The sequence below is a fragment of the Paenibacillus sp. FSL K6-4396 genome (assembly GCF_038002525.1).
Taxonomy (GTDB): domain Bacteria; phylum Bacillota; class Bacilli; order Paenibacillales; family Paenibacillaceae; genus Paenibacillus; species Paenibacillus amylolyticus_B.
The window spans coordinates 5,079,202-5,098,917 of sequence record NZ_JBBOCR010000001.1 but is presented as its reverse complement, the minus strand read 5'-3'; the positions used below and the strand labels follow the sequence as shown (position 1 = coordinate 5,098,917).

Annotated in this window: 17 protein-coding genes and 1 other annotated feature; of the genes, 16 read left to right on the top strand and 1 reads right to left on the bottom strand. The window is 47.9% G+C overall.

Annotated elements, in window-relative coordinates; genetic code table 11:
* Positions 1-3: 3 nt before the first annotated feature.
* The 13 genes from MHB85_RS22455 to leuS all read left to right on the top strand — a co-directional run bounded on the left by MHB85_RS22455 (position 4) and on the right by leuS (position 14,167).
* Positions 4-1,251 carry a DUF58 domain-containing protein gene (locus MHB85_RS22455; RefSeq protein ID WP_179086484.1) on the top strand — a complete coding sequence of 416 codons (1,248 nt, stop codon included), beginning with the start codon at positions 4-6 and terminating at the stop codon, positions 1,249-1,251.
* Positions 1,248-3,461: a DUF4129 domain-containing transglutaminase family protein gene (locus MHB85_RS22450; protein ID WP_105599773.1), complete on the top strand. Its 2,214-nt coding sequence runs from the start codon at positions 1,248-1,250 to the stop codon at positions 3,459-3,461. The genes MHB85_RS22455 and MHB85_RS22450 overlap by 4 nt, the downstream gene beginning before the upstream one ends.
* 110 nt (positions 3,462-3,571) lie before the next feature.
* Positions 3,572-4,099 carry a YqeG family HAD IIIA-type phosphatase gene (locus MHB85_RS22445; protein ID WP_036615148.1) on the top strand — a complete coding sequence of 176 codons (528 nt, stop codon included), beginning with the start codon at positions 3,572-3,574 and terminating at the stop codon, positions 4,097-4,099.
* Positions 4,096-5,223 (top strand): ribosome biogenesis GTPase YqeH, encoded by a 1,128-nt coding sequence (yqeH, locus tag MHB85_RS22440; RefSeq protein ID WP_017687184.1) that lies wholly within the window; start codon positions 4,096-4,098, stop codon positions 5,221-5,223. Before MHB85_RS22445 ends, yqeH begins: the two co-directional genes overlap by 4 nt.
* Before the next feature lie 44 nt (positions 5,224-5,267).
* Positions 5,268-6,137, top strand: a complete 870-nt coding sequence (gene aroE, locus MHB85_RS22435; RefSeq protein ID WP_091013919.1) for a shikimate dehydrogenase — start codon at positions 5,268-5,270, stop codon at positions 6,135-6,137.
* Positions 6,138-6,406: 269 nt separating this feature from the next.
* Positions 6,407-6,700, top strand: coding sequence for a ribosome assembly RNA-binding protein YhbY (yhbY, locus tag MHB85_RS22430; protein WP_017687186.1), 294 nt, complete (start codon positions 6,407-6,409; stop codon positions 6,698-6,700).
* 15 nt (positions 6,701-6,715) lie between these two features.
* Entirely contained in the window at positions 6,716-7,306 is a 591-nt protein-coding gene (locus MHB85_RS22425) for a nicotinate-nucleotide adenylyltransferase (protein WP_105599771.1), read from the top strand.
* A complete protein-coding gene (gene yqeK, locus MHB85_RS22420) occupies positions 7,290-7,856 on the top strand; it encodes a bis(5'-nucleosyl)-tetraphosphatase (symmetrical) YqeK (RefSeq protein WP_091013921.1) in 567 nt (188 codons plus the stop codon). Before MHB85_RS22425 ends, yqeK begins: the two co-directional genes overlap by 17 nt.
* Positions 7,857-7,931: 75 nt before the next feature.
* Positions 7,932-8,279 (top strand): ribosome silencing factor, encoded by a 348-nt coding sequence (rsfS, locus tag MHB85_RS22415; RefSeq protein ID WP_036615136.1) that lies wholly within the window; start codon positions 7,932-7,934, stop codon positions 8,277-8,279.
* Positions 8,276-9,181 carry a CvfB family protein gene (locus tag MHB85_RS22410; protein ID WP_341073712.1) on the top strand — a complete coding sequence of 302 codons (906 nt, stop codon included), beginning with the start codon at positions 8,276-8,278 and terminating at the stop codon, positions 9,179-9,181. The genes rsfS and MHB85_RS22410 overlap by 4 nt, the downstream gene beginning before the upstream one ends.
* Before the next feature lie 128 nt (positions 9,182-9,309).
* Positions 9,310-10,080, top strand: a complete 771-nt coding sequence (locus tag MHB85_RS22405; RefSeq protein WP_091014390.1) for a class I SAM-dependent DNA methyltransferase — start codon at positions 9,310-9,312, stop codon at positions 10,078-10,080.
* A 226-nt stretch (positions 10,081-10,306) separates the two neighbouring features.
* Positions 10,307-11,263 (top strand): phosphotransferase family protein, encoded by a 957-nt coding sequence (locus MHB85_RS22400; protein ID WP_105599768.1) that lies wholly within the window; start codon positions 10,307-10,309, stop codon positions 11,261-11,263.
* Positions 11,264-11,374: 111 nt separating this feature from the next.
* Positions 11,375-11,644: a binding site (T-box leader), on the top strand.
* Positions 11,645-11,722: 78 nt separating this feature from the next.
* The gene (gene leuS, locus MHB85_RS22395; RefSeq protein WP_074095915.1) at positions 11,723-14,167 is read left to right on the top strand and encodes a leucine--tRNA ligase; all 2,445 of its coding nucleotides are present in this window, start codon (positions 11,723-11,725) and stop codon (positions 14,165-14,167) included.
* Here leuS and comER read toward each other — a convergent pair.
* Positions 14,148-14,993: a late competence protein ComER gene (gene comER / locus MHB85_RS22390; RefSeq protein WP_036615122.1), complete on the bottom strand. Its 846-nt coding sequence runs from the start codon at positions 14,991-14,993 to the stop codon at positions 14,148-14,150. The two genes, leuS and comER, sit on opposite strands and share 20 nt — an antisense overlap.
* A gap of 185 nt (positions 14,994-15,178) precedes the next feature.
* Here comER and MHB85_RS22385 point away from each other — a divergent pair, with 185 nt between their 5' ends.
* The 3 genes from MHB85_RS22385 to MHB85_RS22375 all read left to right on the top strand — a co-directional run bounded on the left by MHB85_RS22385 (position 15,179) and on the right by MHB85_RS22375 (position 19,349).
* Positions 15,179-15,817 carry a ComEA family DNA-binding protein gene (locus tag MHB85_RS22385; RefSeq protein WP_341073711.1) on the top strand — a complete coding sequence of 213 codons (639 nt, stop codon included), beginning with the start codon at positions 15,179-15,181 and terminating at the stop codon, positions 15,815-15,817.
* 40 nt (positions 15,818-15,857) lie between these two features.
* The gene (locus MHB85_RS22380) at positions 15,858-16,376 is read left to right on the top strand and encodes a deoxycytidylate deaminase (RefSeq protein ID WP_017687196.1); all 519 of its coding nucleotides are present in this window, start codon (positions 15,858-15,860) and stop codon (positions 16,374-16,376) included.
* A gap of 102 nt (positions 16,377-16,478) precedes the next feature.
* On the top strand, positions 16,479-19,349 hold the full coding sequence (locus MHB85_RS22375) for a ComEC/Rec2 family competence protein (RefSeq protein ID WP_341073710.1): 2,871 nt from the start codon (positions 16,479-16,481) through the stop codon (positions 19,347-19,349).
* Positions 19,350-19,716: the final 367 nt, after the last annotated feature.

Here is a 19,716-nt window from a genome sequence, read left to right as displayed (position 1 = left end):
TTCATGAAGCCGCTTTTGAGAACAGTCAATAGAGGGTTACGCCACCCACGCGTATGGAGCATCGCAATGGTGTGGATGTGCTGTCTGGCTTATGTTTTGTTTCAGGGCGGGAAGACATCCCTTATGTTGCTGTCGATGGTGACCCTGCTCTGTGTGTACCTTGCCATTGCTGGATTTAGCGGGGTAAGACGTGCTCAAGGAGTTCGTAGGTTATCTTCTGGTCCAGACCACGAAGAATTGCTGCATGCGGGTGACCAGGTTCAAGTACAGCTGAGTCTGACGATTCCGGGATTCCTTCCGCTTCCCTATGTTGTTGTACGTGAAATGCTGCATCGGCATAACGGAGAATCGTGGTCGTTCAAGGAAAGTTTGATTCCCAATATGCGTGGTAATGGCGAGTTGTCTTTTCAGACACCGCCACTTGAGCGGGGGAAGTATGTTTTTTCAGAAACGGAATGTGCCAGCGAGGACATATTTGGACTGATTGAACATCGAGGAAAGTTTAAGGCCAAAGGTGAGTTTCGCGTACTGCCAAGAACGGTATTTATTCCATATTGGCAGCTCTACGACCGCAAATCACGGTTATCCGGTCCTCAGACGGCGTTAACCCGCTCACGGAGAGAGACTACTCAGATCAATGGTGTACGTGACTACGTATACGGAGATCGACTTTCCCGCATTCACTGGAATGCAACGGCAAAGACAGGGAACTGGAAGTCCAAGGAGTTTGAACATGAGTCTGTGCCCAAAACCGTTCTGGTTCTGGATGCGCTGGCATCAAGTTATGAACATGGGGATGCATTTGAAATTGCCGTTTCCACGGCTGCCTCTCTGCTGGAATATGGTGTCAGGGAACGAATGGGGATGGGATTGTTGACGTTGTCAGACCAGACATCCTTCATGGCCCCCAGTGAAAGTCTGATGGAACGACAGAAGATGATGCATCATCTGGTGGATATTCAATATAACGGTCAGGATACCCATCTGTTGCCCGGCGTGGAAAGAATCGCACGTCAACTGCCTCAGGGAGCTTACTTTGTCGTGATTTCTCCCCAGAAGGATGAAAAAATAATGGAACTGTTGCGCTGGGCCGATACGAGGGGCATGACTCCATGTCATATTCTGATCGATACCAGTGAATCCCGCCGGAGTGCCGAGTGGAATGCAATGCTGCGTGGAAGAGGCACAAGGTCATTCACTGTTTCTCACCTGCAGGAGCTTCCAACGGTGATGGGGGGAGGTTCTGTATGAGTACAAAAGGAAATGAAAGTATTGCAGGCAAACGATCCTGGTATCATGCAGCGTCATTGCTCTGGATTTTCCTGATTGGCATGCAGTGGATTTCATTTACGCAGGAATCGTGGTACACGGAGACAACTTCTCTGGTGTTATGGACACTTGCAGCGGTCAGTGTGCTGGAGGTCATTCTGCCCTTCAAAACGATGTATCGGGCGATCATCAAGGCGGTCGTTGTTGGTTACATTTTGCATAAAACGCTGATTGATTATACGGTGTACATCCCTTATGGCTCTTTAACGGACCGAGCGGAGCAATTCATATTACACATGACGCCGTACATCTGGTTCTCCCTGTGTGCATGGGTGATGCTTGAAGCTGCGCTTCGACTCGTGACCACAACACGTCGCATTCTTGTTTTTCTGGGTGTTAACATCATTTCGATGGGGATTCTCGATTCTTTCACCCAGATTCCACTCTGGATTGAAATCGCGTGGGTGATGTTTGCGGGGATGGGATGGCTCGTATGTCAGCATTTCCGTAACTATCAGCTACAGTATCCACAAGGTTGGAAACGAATCATCCGGTATCCTTATAAAGTCCTGGCCAATATTGCCATTATCTTTTCTTTAATTATTGTAGCCAGCGTTAATATGCCGGAGATTCCACCCACCTTGACGGACCCATATACGGCGTGGCGTAACTATACAGGAACTTCCACAAGTCAGGCTGGTAACGGAAACCTTGATATTCCCGCGGCTACCGAATCGGGATACAGCAGGGAAGACAATCAGCTTGGTGGAGGGTTCAACTTCGACTATACCCCTGTCATGTCTGTCACCACCAATGAGCGTAGTTACTGGCGCGGTGAGACACGTGCAGAGTATACAGGTACAGGCTGGGATGACCGTGGACGGGGTGCGACAGAGAATGTTGAAGCCGGACAGCCTCTGGAGAACCAAGAATCCGGTAATGTGAATACCAAGCAAGTAACTCAGAACGTAACGATGCTGAATGATAATGTCTATCCGATTCTCTTTGGTGCTTATTCGATCTCGGAAGTGAGCTCCATTAATGGTGAGGACAGAACGGAACGGATGTTGTGGAATGCTGAACAGGCTGAACTGCATGTGGTGACAGACCGTCAGCAACCGCAGTATCCCAAGACGTATACTATCGTATCGGAAGCCCCTGTGATTGTGGAAGATGAGCTTCGTACGAAGTCATTTGAAGATCTGTATAACAGTAATCCGGCAGATGATATGTACTTGCAGTTACCATCCCGTTTCCCTGACCGGGTTTCGGATCTGGCAGCCGAGATAACGGCATCTGCGAATACTCCGTATGAAAAAGTGGCATTACTGCAAAACTATTTACAAACTAATTTTGAATACACGAACAATCCGGATTTATCTCGAAAAGTAAGCAGCGACTTTGTGGAAGGTTTCCTGTTCGATATTATGGAAGGCTACTGTGATTACTTCTCCACTGCGCTGGTGATGATGGCGCGCTCGGAGGGCATTCCTGCAAGATGGGTTAAAGGTTATGCGCCTGGACAATTGTCCCTGAATTCGGACATGCAGGCTCCACGTCAACCTGGCGCGGAGATTGAGACGACCTACACCGTTACCAATGCAGATGCACACTCCTGGGCAGAGGTTTACTTTGGTGAATATGGATGGATTCCTGTTGAGGCAACGCCGGGCTTTGATATGCCGTTGCTGACGGAACAACCTGATGTACAGCCTGTAGATGAGCCAGAAGAAGAGCCAGAAGAGGAGCCGGTACAAGAGGAGGAGCAGACACCTGCACCTGAGCAGACATCGTCTGCCATCCCGACTTTTGTTATCTGGGCTGCAGGAGCCATTATTGTAATGTGGGTAGCATACATGTTCTGGCGTAATCGTTTCTCCATGCGATTCTTCCTGCTTCGTCTACGGACAGGTGGACCGCTCACCCCTGAACAGAAGGTAGTGGCAGAAACCGAGCGTTGGATTCAGTATGTGAAACGCAAAGGGTTAACCCGGAGCGGAGACGAGACACTTCGTGAATCGGTAGCCCGCTGGAGCCAGGCAAAACCTGCTGCAGAAGCAACATTGTATGAGCTTCTCACGAAGTTTGAACAGACTCGTTACAGTCCGGCGTCCGTAACTGCCGACGACTGGAAGGGCGTCTATCAGACCGCCTTGAAGCTGCGGAAGGAACTGAAAGCGGAACGGGCATAGTTGTTGCCCGTCCCGTTTTTCCTTTTTTCCTATGCCATCAGGCGCTGTATGCATTTTCAGGAAAGACGGATTTGTGATATAGTGTGTCGTATGAAACTGAGGTGACTTCTTTGTTTAAAATGTTAATGCCCAAGCTGCGTGTAGACACGGTTTTTGACATTAATCTGGAAGAGCTGTACGCTCAAGGCTACCGTGGAATTATAACTGATCTGGATAACACACTCGTTGGAGCCAAAGCCCCTGACGCTACGCCCGAACTGATTGAATGGTTTGCACGTGTGAAAGAGGCCGGTTTCAAGCTGATGATTGTGTCCAATAACAATTTGAATCGTGTATCCCTGTTTGCGACCCCGCTGGATATCCAGTTTGTGCATAGTGCACGCAAACCATCGAATGTACCGTTTCGTAGAGCAATGAAAATGATGGAGTTATCTCCTGAAAACACGATTGTAGTAGGCGATCAGATGCTTACGGACGTTTATGGAGGGAACCGAATGGGGTTATATACCGTTCTGGTACTGCCAATCTCCATTGGGGACGAAGGTTTTATGACCCGCTTCAATCGACGCGTGGAACGGATTGCTCTAACGAGTTTACGCAGGAAAGGCTTATGGCTTGAGGAGGAAAAGAAGAAATGACAGAACCGCATAACGGCAATCTTGCCGTAAGGTGCAGCGGATGCGGCGTGCATCTGCAAACAGAAAATTCGGAATTACCAGGGTTTATCCCTGAGAAGGCATTGGATCGTGAACCGGTTATATGCCAGCGCTGTTTCCGCATCAAAAACTACAATGAGTCATCATCCGTTACGGTGGATCAGGACGAATTCCTGGCGCTGCTTAGCAAAATCGGGGATAAGGATGCACTTGTCATCCATATCGTTGATTTGTTTGACTTTGATGGCAGTATTATCTCCGGTCTGCAACGTTTTGTAGGCAACAATCCGGTATTGCTTGCTGTGAACAAAACGGACTTGCTTCCAAAAGTAACCAACTGGAACAAGGTTCGCAACTGGGTACAGAAGCAAGCCAAAGAACAGGGTTTGCGTACCGTGGATGTCGTCTTGTGCAGTGCGAAGCAAAATCAGGGCTTTGACCGTCTGCTTGAGCTTGTTGGAACCTATCGCGAAGATCGTGACGTCTACGTGGTTGGCGGTACCAATGTGGGTAAATCCACACTGATTAACCGTCTGATCCGTGATTACAGCGATCTGGAGCAGGAGCTGACCACGTCCCGTTATCCGGGAACAACGCTGGATATGGTGAACATTCCGCTGGATGATGGAAAATATATTATTGATACGCCTGGAATCGTGTATCCATGGCGTTTCAGCGAGATTGTTTCACGTAAGGATCTCGCCGCCATCATGCCTGAAAAGCCGCTTAAACCGGCTGTGTATCAGTTAAATTCCGGTCAGACGCTGTTCTTCGGCGGCATGGCTCGATTTGACTTTGTGGAAGGTGATCGCCAGTCGTTCACTTGTTTTATCAGCACTGCGCTTGATATTCACCGGACGAAGCTGGAGCGTGCAGATGACCTGTACCGCGACCATCTGGGAGAATTGTTGTCTCCGCCAACCCGTGAGGATGCAGCAGAGATGGCTGAATGGACCAGACATGAATTCCGCATCAAACGCGGCAGTCAATCGGATGTATTCATCTCGGGTCTGGGTTGGATTAAGGTTAATGGCGATATTGGAGCGCTTGTTGCTGTTCATGCTCCAAAAGGCATTCGTGTACAGATCCGCCCATCCTTGATCTAGTAATCTCAGAAGCTGTACATCAGATGGATCGGAGGCGGAACACTATGTCTGAGCAGAAAAAGTTCAACTCTTCACTTCCCGTGTTGCTTGGTGTTATGGGTGATCCTATTGCTCACTCTAAGTCTCCGGCAATGCACAATGCGGCTCTGCAGGCTGCAGAAGTGAATGGAATGTATATGCCACTGCATGTTCATCCGGATCAACTGGAAGCGGCCGTTCGGGGAATTGTGGCACTGGGCTATCGTGGTGTTAATGTCACCATCCCGCACAAAGAGCAGGTGATGCAGTATCTGGATGTGATCGATGAAAGTGCTCGCCTGATTGGTGCGGTGAATACCATCGTTAATGAAGGTGGAACACTGACAGGGTACAATACCGATGGTATTGGTTATGTCCGATCGCTGAAGGAAGAAGCTGTGCCTGAGCTTGCGGGCAAACGTATCGCTGTATTGGGAGCAGGTGGAGCGGCAAGAGGCGTTATATACGCACTTGCATTGGAGAAGCCTGAGCAGATCCACATTCTGAATCGTACAGCGGACAGGGCTGTTGCACTTGCTTCGGATTTACGTGGCCATGGCTTGGGAGAAATCTCGGGCAGTGGCATGGAAGACGCTGCAACGGTACTGGCTACGGCTGATATCGTGATTAACACAACGGCTGCCGGTATGCATCCTCATGTTGATGACGTTCCGGTTGATCCTGAACTGATCCGTGAAGGAGCAGCGGTGAGTGATCTGATCTACAATCCGCTGGAGACCCGTCTGCTTCGAGAGTCTCGGTTACGTGGATGCACAGTGCACGGGGGTCTGGGTATGTTTGTATACCAGGGCGCAGTGGCCTTTGAACATTGGCTTGGCATCCCGGCTCCTGTGGAGACGATGAGACGAGCGGTACTAAACAGCTTTGAAGTGTGAAAATGATATTAAGAGTACGTGCAAGACAACGAGTGCAGAACCAATCTGAGGAAACGGAGTGGTCGCATTTATCACCGGATTTTCCCTTTCTGAAAAGGGATCAGAAAAATCTGGGGATAACAGCGATCGGAAGATGGTACTGCAATCGGAGTCACCTTGTGGACTCAGTGATCATTTTCACCAATGAAAAATAATAATTGAATGGTCAGGTCCGGACAGTTTTGCGCTGTCGATCAGGGCCTGCTCAACATAAGGAGTATGGAGTATTCATGTTAAACGGTAAACAAAAGCGCTTTTTGCGGTCACAGGCACATCACCTGACCCCTGTATTTCAGATTGGTAAAGGTGGAACAAACGAGCACCTGTTCCGTCACATTGAAGATGCGATTGAGAAGCGCGAATTGATGAAAGTGCAAGTGTTGAACAACAATGACGAGGACAGAAAAGAGATGGCAGAAGAAGTTGCCCGTGAAACGGGAAGTGAGCTTGTACAACTCATCGGTAACACAATCATCCTGTACAAAGAATCTCGCGATAATAAACAAATCGAACTACCTAGATAAGGGAGCGTGACGCGGGTGAAGATCGGTATCATGGGTGGTACGTTTGATCCGATCCACATGGGACACCTCCTGGCAGCTGAATCGGCAAGGGACTCACATGCACTGGATGAGATCTGGTTCATGCCTTCCCATGTTCCACCTCACAAACGCGGAGCCGGAGCTTCGGGACAGCAACGTCTCGATATGACGGAAGCGGCTGTGAAGGGTGTGCAGCAATATGAGGTGCTGGGTATCGAGATGGAATTGGGCGGAGTGTCTTATACCATCGATACGATGAAGGAACTGTGGCGTCGCCATCCTGAACATGAATTTTATTTCATTATCGGGGCGGATATGGTGAACTATCTTCCCAAATGGGAGCAGATTGAAGAGCTTGCAGAACGCTTAACCTTTATCGGAGTTGGTCGGCCGGGCTTCCAGTTACATCTGGATGATTTACCAGACGAGTTACAGGATCGGGTCCTGCTGGCCGAGATGCCCTTGGTCGATATTTCATCGACAGCCGTACGCAGACGTCTGGCCAAAGGACATTCGGTACGCTTCATGATTCCAGATGAAGTGCACCAATACATTGTAAGGAGCGGTTTATATGGCACTAAGCCGTGATGAACTGATTCAAGCCGTATCCGGACAAATGCCGGAAAAACGCTGGAAGCATACACTGGGTGTAATGGAATCGTCAGTGATGTTGGCTGAAAAATACGGTGCTGATCCTGTGAAAGCAGATCTGGCAGCGATATTGCATGATGTGGCGAAGTACTGGCCCGTAGCGGAGATGGAAGCGGTCATCCGTGATAACGGATTAAACCAGGAACTTCTGCAGCATGACAAACAGCTCTGGCATTCCGAAGTCGGTGCTTTTGTAGCCGAGCGTGATTACGGTGTAGAGGATTCCGAAGTTATTAATGCCATCCGGTGGCATACCTCGGGTCGGGTAGGCATGAGCCTGCTGGACAAAGTGGTATGTCTTGCCGATTACATTGAACCGGGACGAGATTTCCCGGGAGTGGATCACATTCGCGAACAGGCTGAACGTAGTCTGGAGGAAGGTTTAATTGCCGGATTCGATTCGACGATCAGCTTGCTGATCTCGCAAAGACGTGTCATTTATCCTTTGACCATGCTGTCGCGGAATGACTTAATTGCACAATTATAGAGTTGTTCAAAAAGTCCACTTTTGATTACGAAGGATCTTTTTAAACACACAATTATAGATTATGGAGGTTGGTTCATGACAGTATCATCGAAAGAACTTATGAATATGGCGGTTGCTGCCGCTGACGACAAAAAGGCATCCAACATTGTAGCGTTGGATCTGATTAATGTTTCTCTGGTGGCGGATTATTTTGTTATTTGTCACGGGAATTCCGATACACAGGTACAAGCCATTGCCACTGAGATTCGCAAACAGGCTCATGCAGCCGGAGCGACGATCAAAGGTATCGAAGGTATGGATTCCGCACGTTGGGTACTGATGGACATGGGCGACGTTGTTGTTCATATCTTCCACCGCGACGAGCGTGAATACTACAATATTGAGCGTCTATGGTCTGATGCCAAAGTGGTGGAAACTGTATGAGTTTGATTGCTGGAACAGTCGTCTCTTTGCCGGTTTCACGTGAAGTGTCTCCGTTTGGCTTCTTTTTGACGACAGGATCGGAAGATGTACTGCTTCACTACACCGAGTTAACGCGGGATATTAAGATTGGCGAGACGCTTGAAGTATTTGTATTCTTTGATACGGAAGATCGTCTGGCCGTAACGATGAAAAAGCCTTATCTCATGCTCGGCGAAATGGCACGACTGGTTGTGGCTGATGTTCACCCAAGACTGGGTTGTTTCCTGGAAATGGGACTTGGACGGCAATTGCTGCTTCCTATTCGTGAATTGCCTGAACTGGAGGAACTGCGTCCTAAAGTGGGGGGTGAAGTCTTTGTAATCATGGAACATGATAAGCAAGGACGTCTGCGTGCCAAATTGGCCGGGGAACGTGAACTTTCACCATTGGCTTTCCATGCGCCAACTTCATGGTTAAACGAGTGGGTTGAAGCGACGGTATACAAACCACTGCAGATGGGTACTTTTGTACTTGTAGAGGGCGGTGTACTGGGCTTTGGCGCGATTGGTATGATTCATTCATCCGAACGCAGTCATATGCTGCGCCTTGGTGAAAAAGTGAAATGTCGAGTGACACTGGTACGTGAAGACGGACGTGTGAATCTGGCCATGACTCAACTCAAACAAGTTGGACGTAACGAAGATGCAGACAAGCTGCTCGCTTTCATGAAAGAACGCCCTATGGGTGGCATGCCATACTCGGATGCAACTCCGCCGGATATCATCAAGCAGCGCTTTGGCATCAGTAAATCTGCTTTCAAGCGTGCCTTGGGCAAATTGATGAAGGACGGACTGGTGGTCCAAAAGGAAAGCTGGACGTATCTGTCCGAATCTGCTCCTGCGGATCAAAGTGAAAACAAATAATCTTCCTGATTAAATAGTTGTAATATGGAACTCGGATAAGGCAGGGATAGGCTGGGTAAACACCGGATGCCCTGTCTTTTCTTTTGTTAACAGGATTGGAAAATGAAATTGAAAGTGCGGTGCCTGACATGTCTTACCGGAAATTTGCCTATGTGTATGATGAATTAATGGAAGATATGCCTTATCCGGACTGGATAAGGTTTGCAAGAACAGCATGGGAAAAGCATGGAATGCCCAAAAGTGTCGCTGAACTTGGCTGTGGAACGGGCTCCATTACGATCCCGCTCGTGAACTCCGGTTTCGAAGTTACAGGCATTGATCTCTCAGCAGATATGCTGTCGGTTGCACGCAGCAAGATGGAGGCTACGCCTCAAGGTCATCGTTTGTATCGGGAAGGCAGTGTCCGGTGGGTGCAGCAGGATATGCGGGAATGGCGAGTTCCGGAACCTGTGGATTCGGTGATATCTTTCTGTGATTGTGTCAATTATTTGCTTGAACAAGAAGATGTCATTCGTACATTCCAGCGCACATATGAGATGCTGAAGCCTGATGGAACGTTCCTGTTTGATGTCCATCATCCCAATACCCTTATTCGTTATGATGAGGAGCAGCCTTTTGTACTGGATGAGCGCTCCGTGTCGTATATTTGGACTTGTGATCTGGATCAGGATCGCTGTGAGATCGAACATCATCTCAGTATTTTTTCGCGTGTGGATGATGGTAGCAAGGATATGTATCAACGGTTTGAAGAAGTTCATGTCCAGCGTGCATATAATCCGGACTGGATGAAGCTGGAGTTATCCAAGGCAGGTTTTAGAGACGTGAAGGTATATGCGGATTTTGAATGGAAAGAGGCCAAAGACAGCGCTCAGCGCTTGTTCTACGTTGCTGTGAAGTAAGAACGAAAGATGACAACTGTCCTTATGTATGGTGCATAAGGGCAGTTTTTTTGTTTGATTTTCCATGGAGAGTGAATAGCAATATTCTTAAATAGGGTAAAGGAGTACAAGAAAAGACATAACGACGTGACAAAAAGTATTGCCAGTTAAAGTAAAGGAGGCGATAATAGTCGGATAGAAAGCGTTTTCTGAGAAAATAAATCAATTGTCAATGTGAGGTGTGAAAATGGAAAGTACATATAAAACAAGACTTACGTCAGAACAGTTGAATGCCATAATAGAGCAGCATTTCTCTGCAGGTATACAGGACTACAAGGAAATGGTGGATGGCTGGGCCAATCATGCATATCTCATTACACTGAGTGACGCACAGCGAGTGGTACTCAAGATTGCTCCATCGGCTTCGACAAATCTGATGCGCTGTGAGCAGGATCTCATGATTGCCGAGGTTGAGGCACTACGCCTCATTACGGAGCTACAGGATGTTCCCGTACCCCAAGTGCTGGCTTATGATGATTCGTTAACCAAGGCTTCAGCGCGTTATTTTATCATGGAGTACATGTCTGGAACACCCTATAATCAGGTCAAGGATCAGTATTCTGCGGAAGAGCAGGAGACCATTGAACAACAACTCGGTTGGTACAATCGTCGAATTAATGAAATCAAGGGTGAGAAGTTTGGATATTTCTCGGAGCAAAAACAGCGTTATTCCACATGGAAAGAAGCATTTATGAATTTGATGGATGACATTCTTACCGATGGTGAAGAAGCCGGAATTACATTTTCGATCGATTACCCTGAATTGAGACGCTTGATTGAAGAAAAATCAAATGTGCTGGATGATGTCAAAGAACCTGTGCTTGTGAGTTGGGATCTGTGGGATGGCAATGTTCTAGTAGACGCAGGTCGTATCACAGCGATTATTGATTTTGAACGTTCACTATGGGCAGATCCTCTGATGGAGCATTATTTCAGTCATTTTAACTATACGCCTGGTTTTGTGAAAGGGTATGGGCATGCGATTACGACTGAAAGTGAGCTGAAAAGAAGAAGCCTCTATGACTTGTACTTTGATCTGGTGCTACGCATTGAGTGCGCTTATCGTCAATATGATAATCAGGAACATGTGAATTGGACCATTCATAATCTGGAGGAAGGCATTGAGCGTTTTCGGTCATCCTGAACAGCAACCAGCGTTATGAACGGTACGAACCGTAGACTTCAAGATGGCGATTATAACGTGTAATATTGACTTTGGGCTTGCTTTTTTATATAATGGTCCCGATATTGTATACATATTTCGATGATAAGGATCAGTAGTAATTCCTGTACATAACAGAGAGCCGGCGGTTGGTGCAAGCCGGTTGACAGTGATTTGCGAACTCGCCTTGGAGAAATGCGGTGATTACACCATTCTGTTTAACCTGCTTGTATAAAGCTTGGGTTCAGGAATGGAAATCCGCATCGGTTAACCGCCGTTACAGGTCCAAAGGGAGTGGATGACGAAGCACGTTCGTCCGCTAACTAGGGTGGTACCACGGGAATTCAACCTCTCGTCCCTAGCGCTGCAAACGCTACGGGATGCTGAGGTTTTTTTGTTGCAATTAAAGCTAAAGCGAATAACCTGAAGGAGGAACAATAGATGAGTGAGAATAACCAGCCGAAACACGGCTATCAGCCACAAGTTATGGAAAAAAGTTGGCAGCAATACTGGGATGCAAATAAAACGTTTAAAACGGGTGAGGACCCTGCTAAACCGAAATTTTATGCACTGGATATGTTCCCTTATCCATCCGGTTCAGGTCTGCACGTAGGCCACCCGGAAGGATATACGGCAACGGATATCGTTTCCCGTTACAAACGTATGCGCGGTTACAATGTATTGCACCCAATGGGTTGGGACGCTTTCGGTCTGCCTGCTGAGCAGCATGCACTGGATACAGGTGAACATCCACGAGATATTACATTCCGTAATATTGACAATTTCCGTCGCCAGATCAAATCGCTTGGTTTCTCCTATGACTGGGATCGTGAGATCAGCACAACGGACCCTGAATATTATAAATGGACACAATGGATCTTTATCCAGCTGTACAATAAAGGCCTGGCTTATGTGGATGAAGTTGCAGTTAACTGGTGTGAAGCCCTTGGAACGGTACTTGCTAATGAAGAAGTTATTGATGGCAAGAGTGAACGTGGTGGACATCCAGTTGTACGCAAACCGATGCGTCAATGGGTTCTGAGAATTACCGAGTATGCAGAGCGTCTGCTGGAAGACCTGGAAGAGCTGGATTGGTCTGAAAGCATCAAGGATATGCAGCGCAACTGGATCGGTAAATCGACAGGTGCGGAAGTTGTATTTGCCATTGAGGGTCGCGAGGAAGTCATCAAGGTGTTCACTACCCGTGCGGACACATTGTTCGGTGCGAGCTTTGCAGTACTTGCTCCTGAACATGAACTGGTAGAAGCAATTACAACCGATGACCAACGTGAAGCGATTCAGGCTTATCAGGAGCAGGCTTCTCGTAAAAGTGATCTGGAACGTACAGATTTGGCGAAAGACAAAACAGGTGTTTTCACTGGCGCTTATGCAATCAATCCCGTTAATGGTGCAAAACTGCCGATCTGGATTGCTGATTACGTTCTTGCAGGTTACGGTACAGGTGCGGTTATGGCTGTTCCGGGTCATGATGCACGTGACTGGGAATTTGCGAAGCAGTTTGGTCTGGATATCATCGAAGTTATTCAAGGTGGAGATGTTACACAAGAGGCTTATTCCGGTGATGGCGCGCATGTGAATTCCGATTTCTTGAACGGACTGAATAATGAAGAAGCGGTTGCCAAGATGATTGCTTGGTTGGAAGAGAACGGTAAAGGACAAGGGAAAGTAACCTATCGTCTGCGTGATTGGCTGTTCAGCCGTCAGCGTTACTGGGGTGAGCCAATCCCGATTCTGCATCTGGAAGACGGAACGATGAAGACCGTACCGGAGGATCAACTTCCACTGCTGCTGCCTGATATCGATCAGATCAAACCTTCGGGTACAGGAGAATCACCACTGGCGAATGTTACGGAGTGGGTGAATACGGTAGATCCGGAAACGGGAATGAAGGCACGTCGTGAGACCAACACCATGCCACAATGGGCGGGTAGCTGCTGGTATTACCTGCGCTTTATCGATCCGCACAATGACAAGGAACTGATCTCCAAGGAGAAACAGCAGCAGTGGCTGCCAGTTGACCTGTACATTGGCGGAGCAGAGCACGCGGTACTTCACTTGCTGTACGCTCGTTTCTGGCACAAAGTGCTGTATGATCTGGGTGTTGTGGAGACCAAAGAACCTTTCCACAAACTGGTGAACCAAGGTATGATCCTGGGTACTAATAATGAGAAAATGAGTAAATCCCGTGGTAATGTCATTAACCCGGATGAAATCGTGAATGAATTCGGTGCAGATACATTGCGTCTGTACGAGATGTTCATGGGACCATTGGAAGCGACCAAACCGTGGAATGCAAACGGGGTTGAAGGCATGCACCGCTTCCTGTCACGTGTATGGCGTCTCTTCATTAACGAAGACACAGGAGCCATCAATGACAAGATTACAGTGGACGGTGGAACGGATGAGTTCAAACGGACTGCTCACAAAACGATCAAAAAAGTTACGGAAGATCTGGAACATCTGCGCTTCAACACATCCATCAGCCAGCTGATGATTTTCATCAACGATGCATACAAAGCGGACACACTGCCTCGTGAAGCGATGGAGAAATTTGTGCAGCTGTTGTCACCACTGGCACCGCATATGGCAGAGGAACTGTGGAGCCGTTTGGGTCATGAAGGTGGAATCTCTTACGTGGCTTGGCCTGAATATGATGAGTCCATGACAGTGGATGCTGAAGTAGAAATCGTTGTTCAGGTAAACGGTAAAATCGTAACTCGTGCTACGATCGCGAAGGATCTGGATGCACAGGGTATGCAGGACTTCACGATGGAGCTGGCACCTGTTAAGCAGGCACTGGAAGGCAAGACCATTCGCAAGGTCATTGCCGTTCCAGGCAAACTCGTTAATATTGTTGCCGGTTAATCTCACCGGCTCGGAATAGTTCATCCAGCTTTAACAAATCTTCATCATATTTGTCATGTGTCGTGTGGATCAGGCTGTCGAAAACACCGTCGAGACTTACCTTCAGCAGTGCAAGTGCCTGAGCGGTAATACCGCCAGGTACAGCGACACGAGCCTGAAGCTCTTGCGGGGTGTATCCTCCTTCGGTGAGCAGCTTGCCTGTTCCCAGGAGCATTTCGCCAGCCAGAGCGCAGGCATCTGCCCTTTTGATGCCTGTCAGCTTCACGGCACTTTCGATCCACTGTTCCAAAAAGAACGATATGAATGCAGGTCCGCAGCTGGAGAAGTCGGATGTAATTCGTGTACAGGCTTCATCCACCTGGTACGGCCTGCCTATATGACTAAGCAGACTTTCTAACACAGCGCGGTCTTCACTGGTCATTCGTTCGCCGTGTATGCAGAGTGACGCTCCACTGCCGACTTGGTGTGTGACACTGGGAATTACCTTGGAGACTTTGCAAGGAAGTGAAGATTCCAGATGTCGCAGCTGCACGGGACTGGTGATCGAGACAATTATATGATTGGGATTCACGACAGGCAGGATGTCGTCAATAACATGTTTGAATTCAAGCGGCTTCACGCACAGGAAGATGATGTTGCTTCGGATCACCGTTTCCCGATTGCTCTGGGATTCATGCAGACCGGGGTAACGGAGGGATAACTGACGTACTTTGGACGGGGTTCGATTGCTGGCGGCGATCTGCCGGGGCTCAAGTGCACCCGATTGGATCAGGGCATAGATTAGCAGGCTGCCCATGCTGCCGGTTCCGATAAATCCAACCTTCATTGTTTCAGGCCTCCTTTCATGCTTTACGGTACTGGCGCAGTTCATTCCCTCTATTCTATGCGTGAGGACCTGTTTCACATGACATGAAAAATGCACAACTTGTTTCATCAGGAAAGTACAACGGTTCGGAAGCACCGCCCGTGTTCGAAATGAATGATTTTGAATTCAGGGAGAGGTGTGGAAGAATGAGATGGAACAAAGGGATGACCATTGCTGCTGCGGTGGTTGGAAGTATACTAATATTATGGTCGGGCAAAAGTGAACAACCACCTAGTGGCTGGGAACCCTTGCAGCTCGGCACCGAGAAGCCGACGATAGAGCAGGAACTCCCTGCTGTACTGTCGGCTAATTCGGTTCAGGGCAATACAGGAGCATCTTCTTCGGGAACCGAGGCAAGTGGGCTGCAGACTGGAAATGATGCAAAGGCAGATGAGTCTAAAGAGCTTGCGAGCGTTGGGGTTGAAGGTGATTCAGTTGTTCAAACTACAAGTCAGACGAATGATAATCCACCGGACACCTCGAATTCGATTGAACCAGTTACACAGGGTACGAATTCTGATCCTTCGGTTACTTCGGAGACGGCATCAAGCAGTAATCCACCTGTAGTTCGTGAGGAAGCTGGCGACAATGGCAAGATTGATGTGAATACCGCTCCTGTCTCCAAGCTTATTGAGCTTCCCGGAATTGGGGAGAAGAAAGCTCAAGCTATTGTGGACTATCGGAATACACATGGTCCTTTTGTAAAAGTCAGTGATCTGACAAAGGTCAAAGGAATCGGGATGAAGATGCTGGAGAAGATGGCGCCGTATGTGCAGATCCGGTAAAATATAAAATATAAATTGTATTAAGCGGGAGGAAAGCAGCATGAGTACAGAGGTACGCAAGGACTGGGATACGTATTTTATGGACATCGCGTATATGGTTTCCACCCGTTCCCGCTGTTCGCGTCGTCATGTGGGTGCCGTTCTTGTTCAGGGAAAGAAACTGCTGGGAACAGCCTATAATGGTGCACCCACCGGCGTCCCGGATTGTTCTGAAGCAGGTTGCATGATATCGGAAGAGTATGAGTTGGTCGTGACCGATGGGCAAGAAGAAATGGTGAAAAAACAACGATGCATTCGCACAATTCATGCGGAGCAAAATTTGCTTTTATTCACAGATCGAATCGACCGCGAAGGCTCGTCTGTGTATGTGACTGACGAACCGTGCTGGACATGTGCCAATATGTTGGCGAATAGTGGGATTACAGAAATCGTGTTTCATCGTTCTTATCCTAAAGATACCGGCAAGGTTACAAATATGATGGAACAGAAGGGAATAACGTTTCGCAGGCTGGAGAATTACCAGCCCCCGCGGGAAACGATGATGACCGTGAGCAATTAATGTAAAAATGATCGAATACGTGAGGGAGAACCTCCGGTAAGCCTGAATCGGCTTCCCGGGGGTTTTTCTGCGTTTAACGGGTGAAATGAAGGAGGGGTAGAAATGAAAGGCAGACCGTTATTAAGTTTTACGATTTGTTGGATGTGCGGGAGCGTAATAGCATGCGCGTTAACAGGCTGGACATTAATCTGGGGGTTAATTGGAGCTCTGGCATGTCTGCCACTTTTACTTCGTTTTATAGATGTGCGTGGATGGTCTGTTTTATTTTTACTCGCTGCCTTTATTGGAGGCGCTGCACATTGGGAGTGGAATGACTCACGCAATCATAGCAGTCTGCCGGAGACCCTGCATATCGCAGCTTATGAGTTGGACGGATGGTCAGCTGAAATTCAGGGTGAGCTGGTGTCAGATGTACGCATTGATGGAGATCGGGCTGACTTTAAGATTCAGATGTCTGCAATATTGCCCTTATCGGATTCATCAGCAGATACAGATCTGGCAGCAGCATCTGCATTCAACATAGATGAACAATTGATGGTACAAGTCAGACTGTTGGAGGAAGAAGAACAACAGGTAGCAGCAGGTTGGAAGAGGGGCGATGCAATCACGCTTCATGGTTCTTTTGTCCTTCCTGGTGAAGCCAGGAACTTTGGCGGGTTTGATTATCGCAGTTACTTGCGCACCCTGCATATCCACTGGTTGTTCAAAGTGAAGGGAGCCAGTTCGGTCACAGTAGTTGCTCCTGAGGGACTTGGACAATATAACGTACTACGGTGGACGGATTGGACTAGGCATAAGTTGGGCTCGGCGGTTGAGCTGTTATTTCCAGAGCCTCATGCTGGATATATGAAGGGCCTGATTATCGGGATGGCTACTGATATCGATCCAGGTACCTATGGTCAGTTTTCACAACTCGGTCTAACGCATATCCTGGCAATCTCCGGAACCCATGTCGCTGTATATGTTGCTTCGTTGCTTCTCATTCTATCTTGGCTAAGGCTTACCAGAGAGACGGCACTCACGATTGTTCTGATCCTGGTGCCAGCTTATGTACTGTTATCCGGAGGTTCACCTTCGGTGATTCGGGCAGGAATTATGTCCATGATTGGGTTGTACATGGCACGCCGTGGCCTCGCCAGAGACGGTCTTCAGATGATCAGTGCAGCAGCATTGCTGATGATGTGGTGGGACCCGTACTTTTTGCTAAGTGTGAGCTTCCAGTTATCCTTTCTCGTTACCGCAGGTCTGATGATATACATGCCATTGATTAACCGGCTGTTCAGCAGCTGGCCGAAGTCTCTGGCTGCAACGGCATCCGTTACCGTGACCGCTCAGCTGATTTCGTTCCCAGTAACCATTTTGTATTTCAACCAGTTCTCACTACTTTCATTTGTAGCTAACTTTCTGTTGGTTTCTTTGATCAGTGCTATTGTATTACCTCTGGGGACGGTCGCCATGTTATTGTCATTCATATGGGTCCCCTTGGCGAAACCTCTCGCATGGATTGCGATGCAATTGAATCAACTGACATTTGTAAGCGTGGAGTGGATGAACAGTCTGCCAGGTTTTGTGTTGATCTGGGCAACACCGCCCTTGTTATGGATTGCCGCATATTATGCTGTGTTGTATACCTTACTCTACCTGTTGCATCGTGGCAATGGTGAGCAGCAAGAAACAGCGTTTGTTGAGGAAGAGACGGCTCCTCTTGTGAGGGGACAACCTTCAGTTTCAATGACGAATATGGGCATTCGCTCTTCAGTGTCTACGGTGGTGGCACAGGATCAAGGTAAGAACCGTGTAGATGGAAAAGAATCTTCATTAACGACATTAGGAGCCAGTATTGCCTGGCCGGAATATACAAGTGCATTTACCGCACGAGGTGCGGGTTATTATTCAAGTGAACGAATGAGTAAAGCTCAGCAATGGTTGTGCGGGTTGCTCGCAATCAGCTTTATTGCTGGATTGTGGTGGGCATATCAGACTCCCAAGCCTGCCGGAACCGGCATCGTGCAGTTTTTGGATATTGGACAAGGAGACAGCACATTGATTACAACCCCGGAAGGCAAACACATTCTGGTGGATGGCGGGGGAACGGTTAGTTTTGGGAACACCGAACAATCATGGAAAACAAGACGTGATCCGTATGAGGTGGGGGCTAAGGTGGTTGTTCCTCTATTGAAAAAAAGAGGCATCCATCAACTGGATGCTGTCATTGTCACGCATGCTGACCAAGATCATGCCGGAGGACTACAGGCTGTGCTGGAACAGATTCCAGTTAAACGTTTCATGTTTAATGGCACGACCAGCGGTAAGGATAACTTTGATAAGCTGCTGAATACAGCCATGGAACGGAAGATTCCTCTGTACGCCATTCGGCAGGGCATGTCCTATAAGGTTGATAAGGAGACAAGTTTACATTTTATAGCTCCAGATCTGGCACATATGGATGTAAATGTATCGGGCAGTTTGCCTGTGTCTGAACACCAGAATCATGATTCCGTTGTTTTTTTGCTGGACATGGCTGGCACTTCCATGTTGTTCACTGGGGATATGGATGCAGCAGCCGAACAGGACCTGCTCTATATGATTCAGGATGGCTCGTTGGCTGCCCAGTTTGAACAGAAAGGTGCAGATATTGGAGTTACAGAGGGGGTTGTACAAAGGGTACTTACACGCCCGTTGCAAGGTAATTTAAATGATGCTTCAGCATCTGTATCCATTGACGTTCTAAAGGTCGCTCATCATGGGAGTAAAACGTCGTCAACCGAAGCCTGGCTCCAATACTGGAATGCCAGAACCGCCGTGATATCTGCAGGAGTTAACAATACATATGGGCATCCCAATCCGGGAGTGATGGAACGTCTGGAAGCTGCCGGGTCAGATATTTATCGGACAGATCAGATGGGCGAGGTTCAGATGAGGGTGAAAGATGGGGAGATTGCTATCCGGTACAAGTTGGTCGGGGTTGAGTGACGATTTTACAAGGCTGCATAATAACCAGGTTGAAGTGTTTATAAAACGGTTATGACGGCACGCGATCTATTTATCGGTGTGAAGATGAGTGAAGAAAACTCCGATTTAATACCAACTGGAAGGTTAAAAAGACAAGAGAACATAGAACAATGTGGATAGTTTGAGCAGAAAAAGTATTGAAGTTAAGTGTAAATATCGAGTAGATGATCCCACCTATGAAGCCTAATAGACCATATGCAACGATTGCAACAAGCAATCTCATATACGTATTATCTTTTTTTCTGTATAAACGTAATCCATCCACCAATATAGAAAGTGGCGTAAGTAAGAAAAGTAAAATAGCGAGGTTAATCAATAATCCAACCGC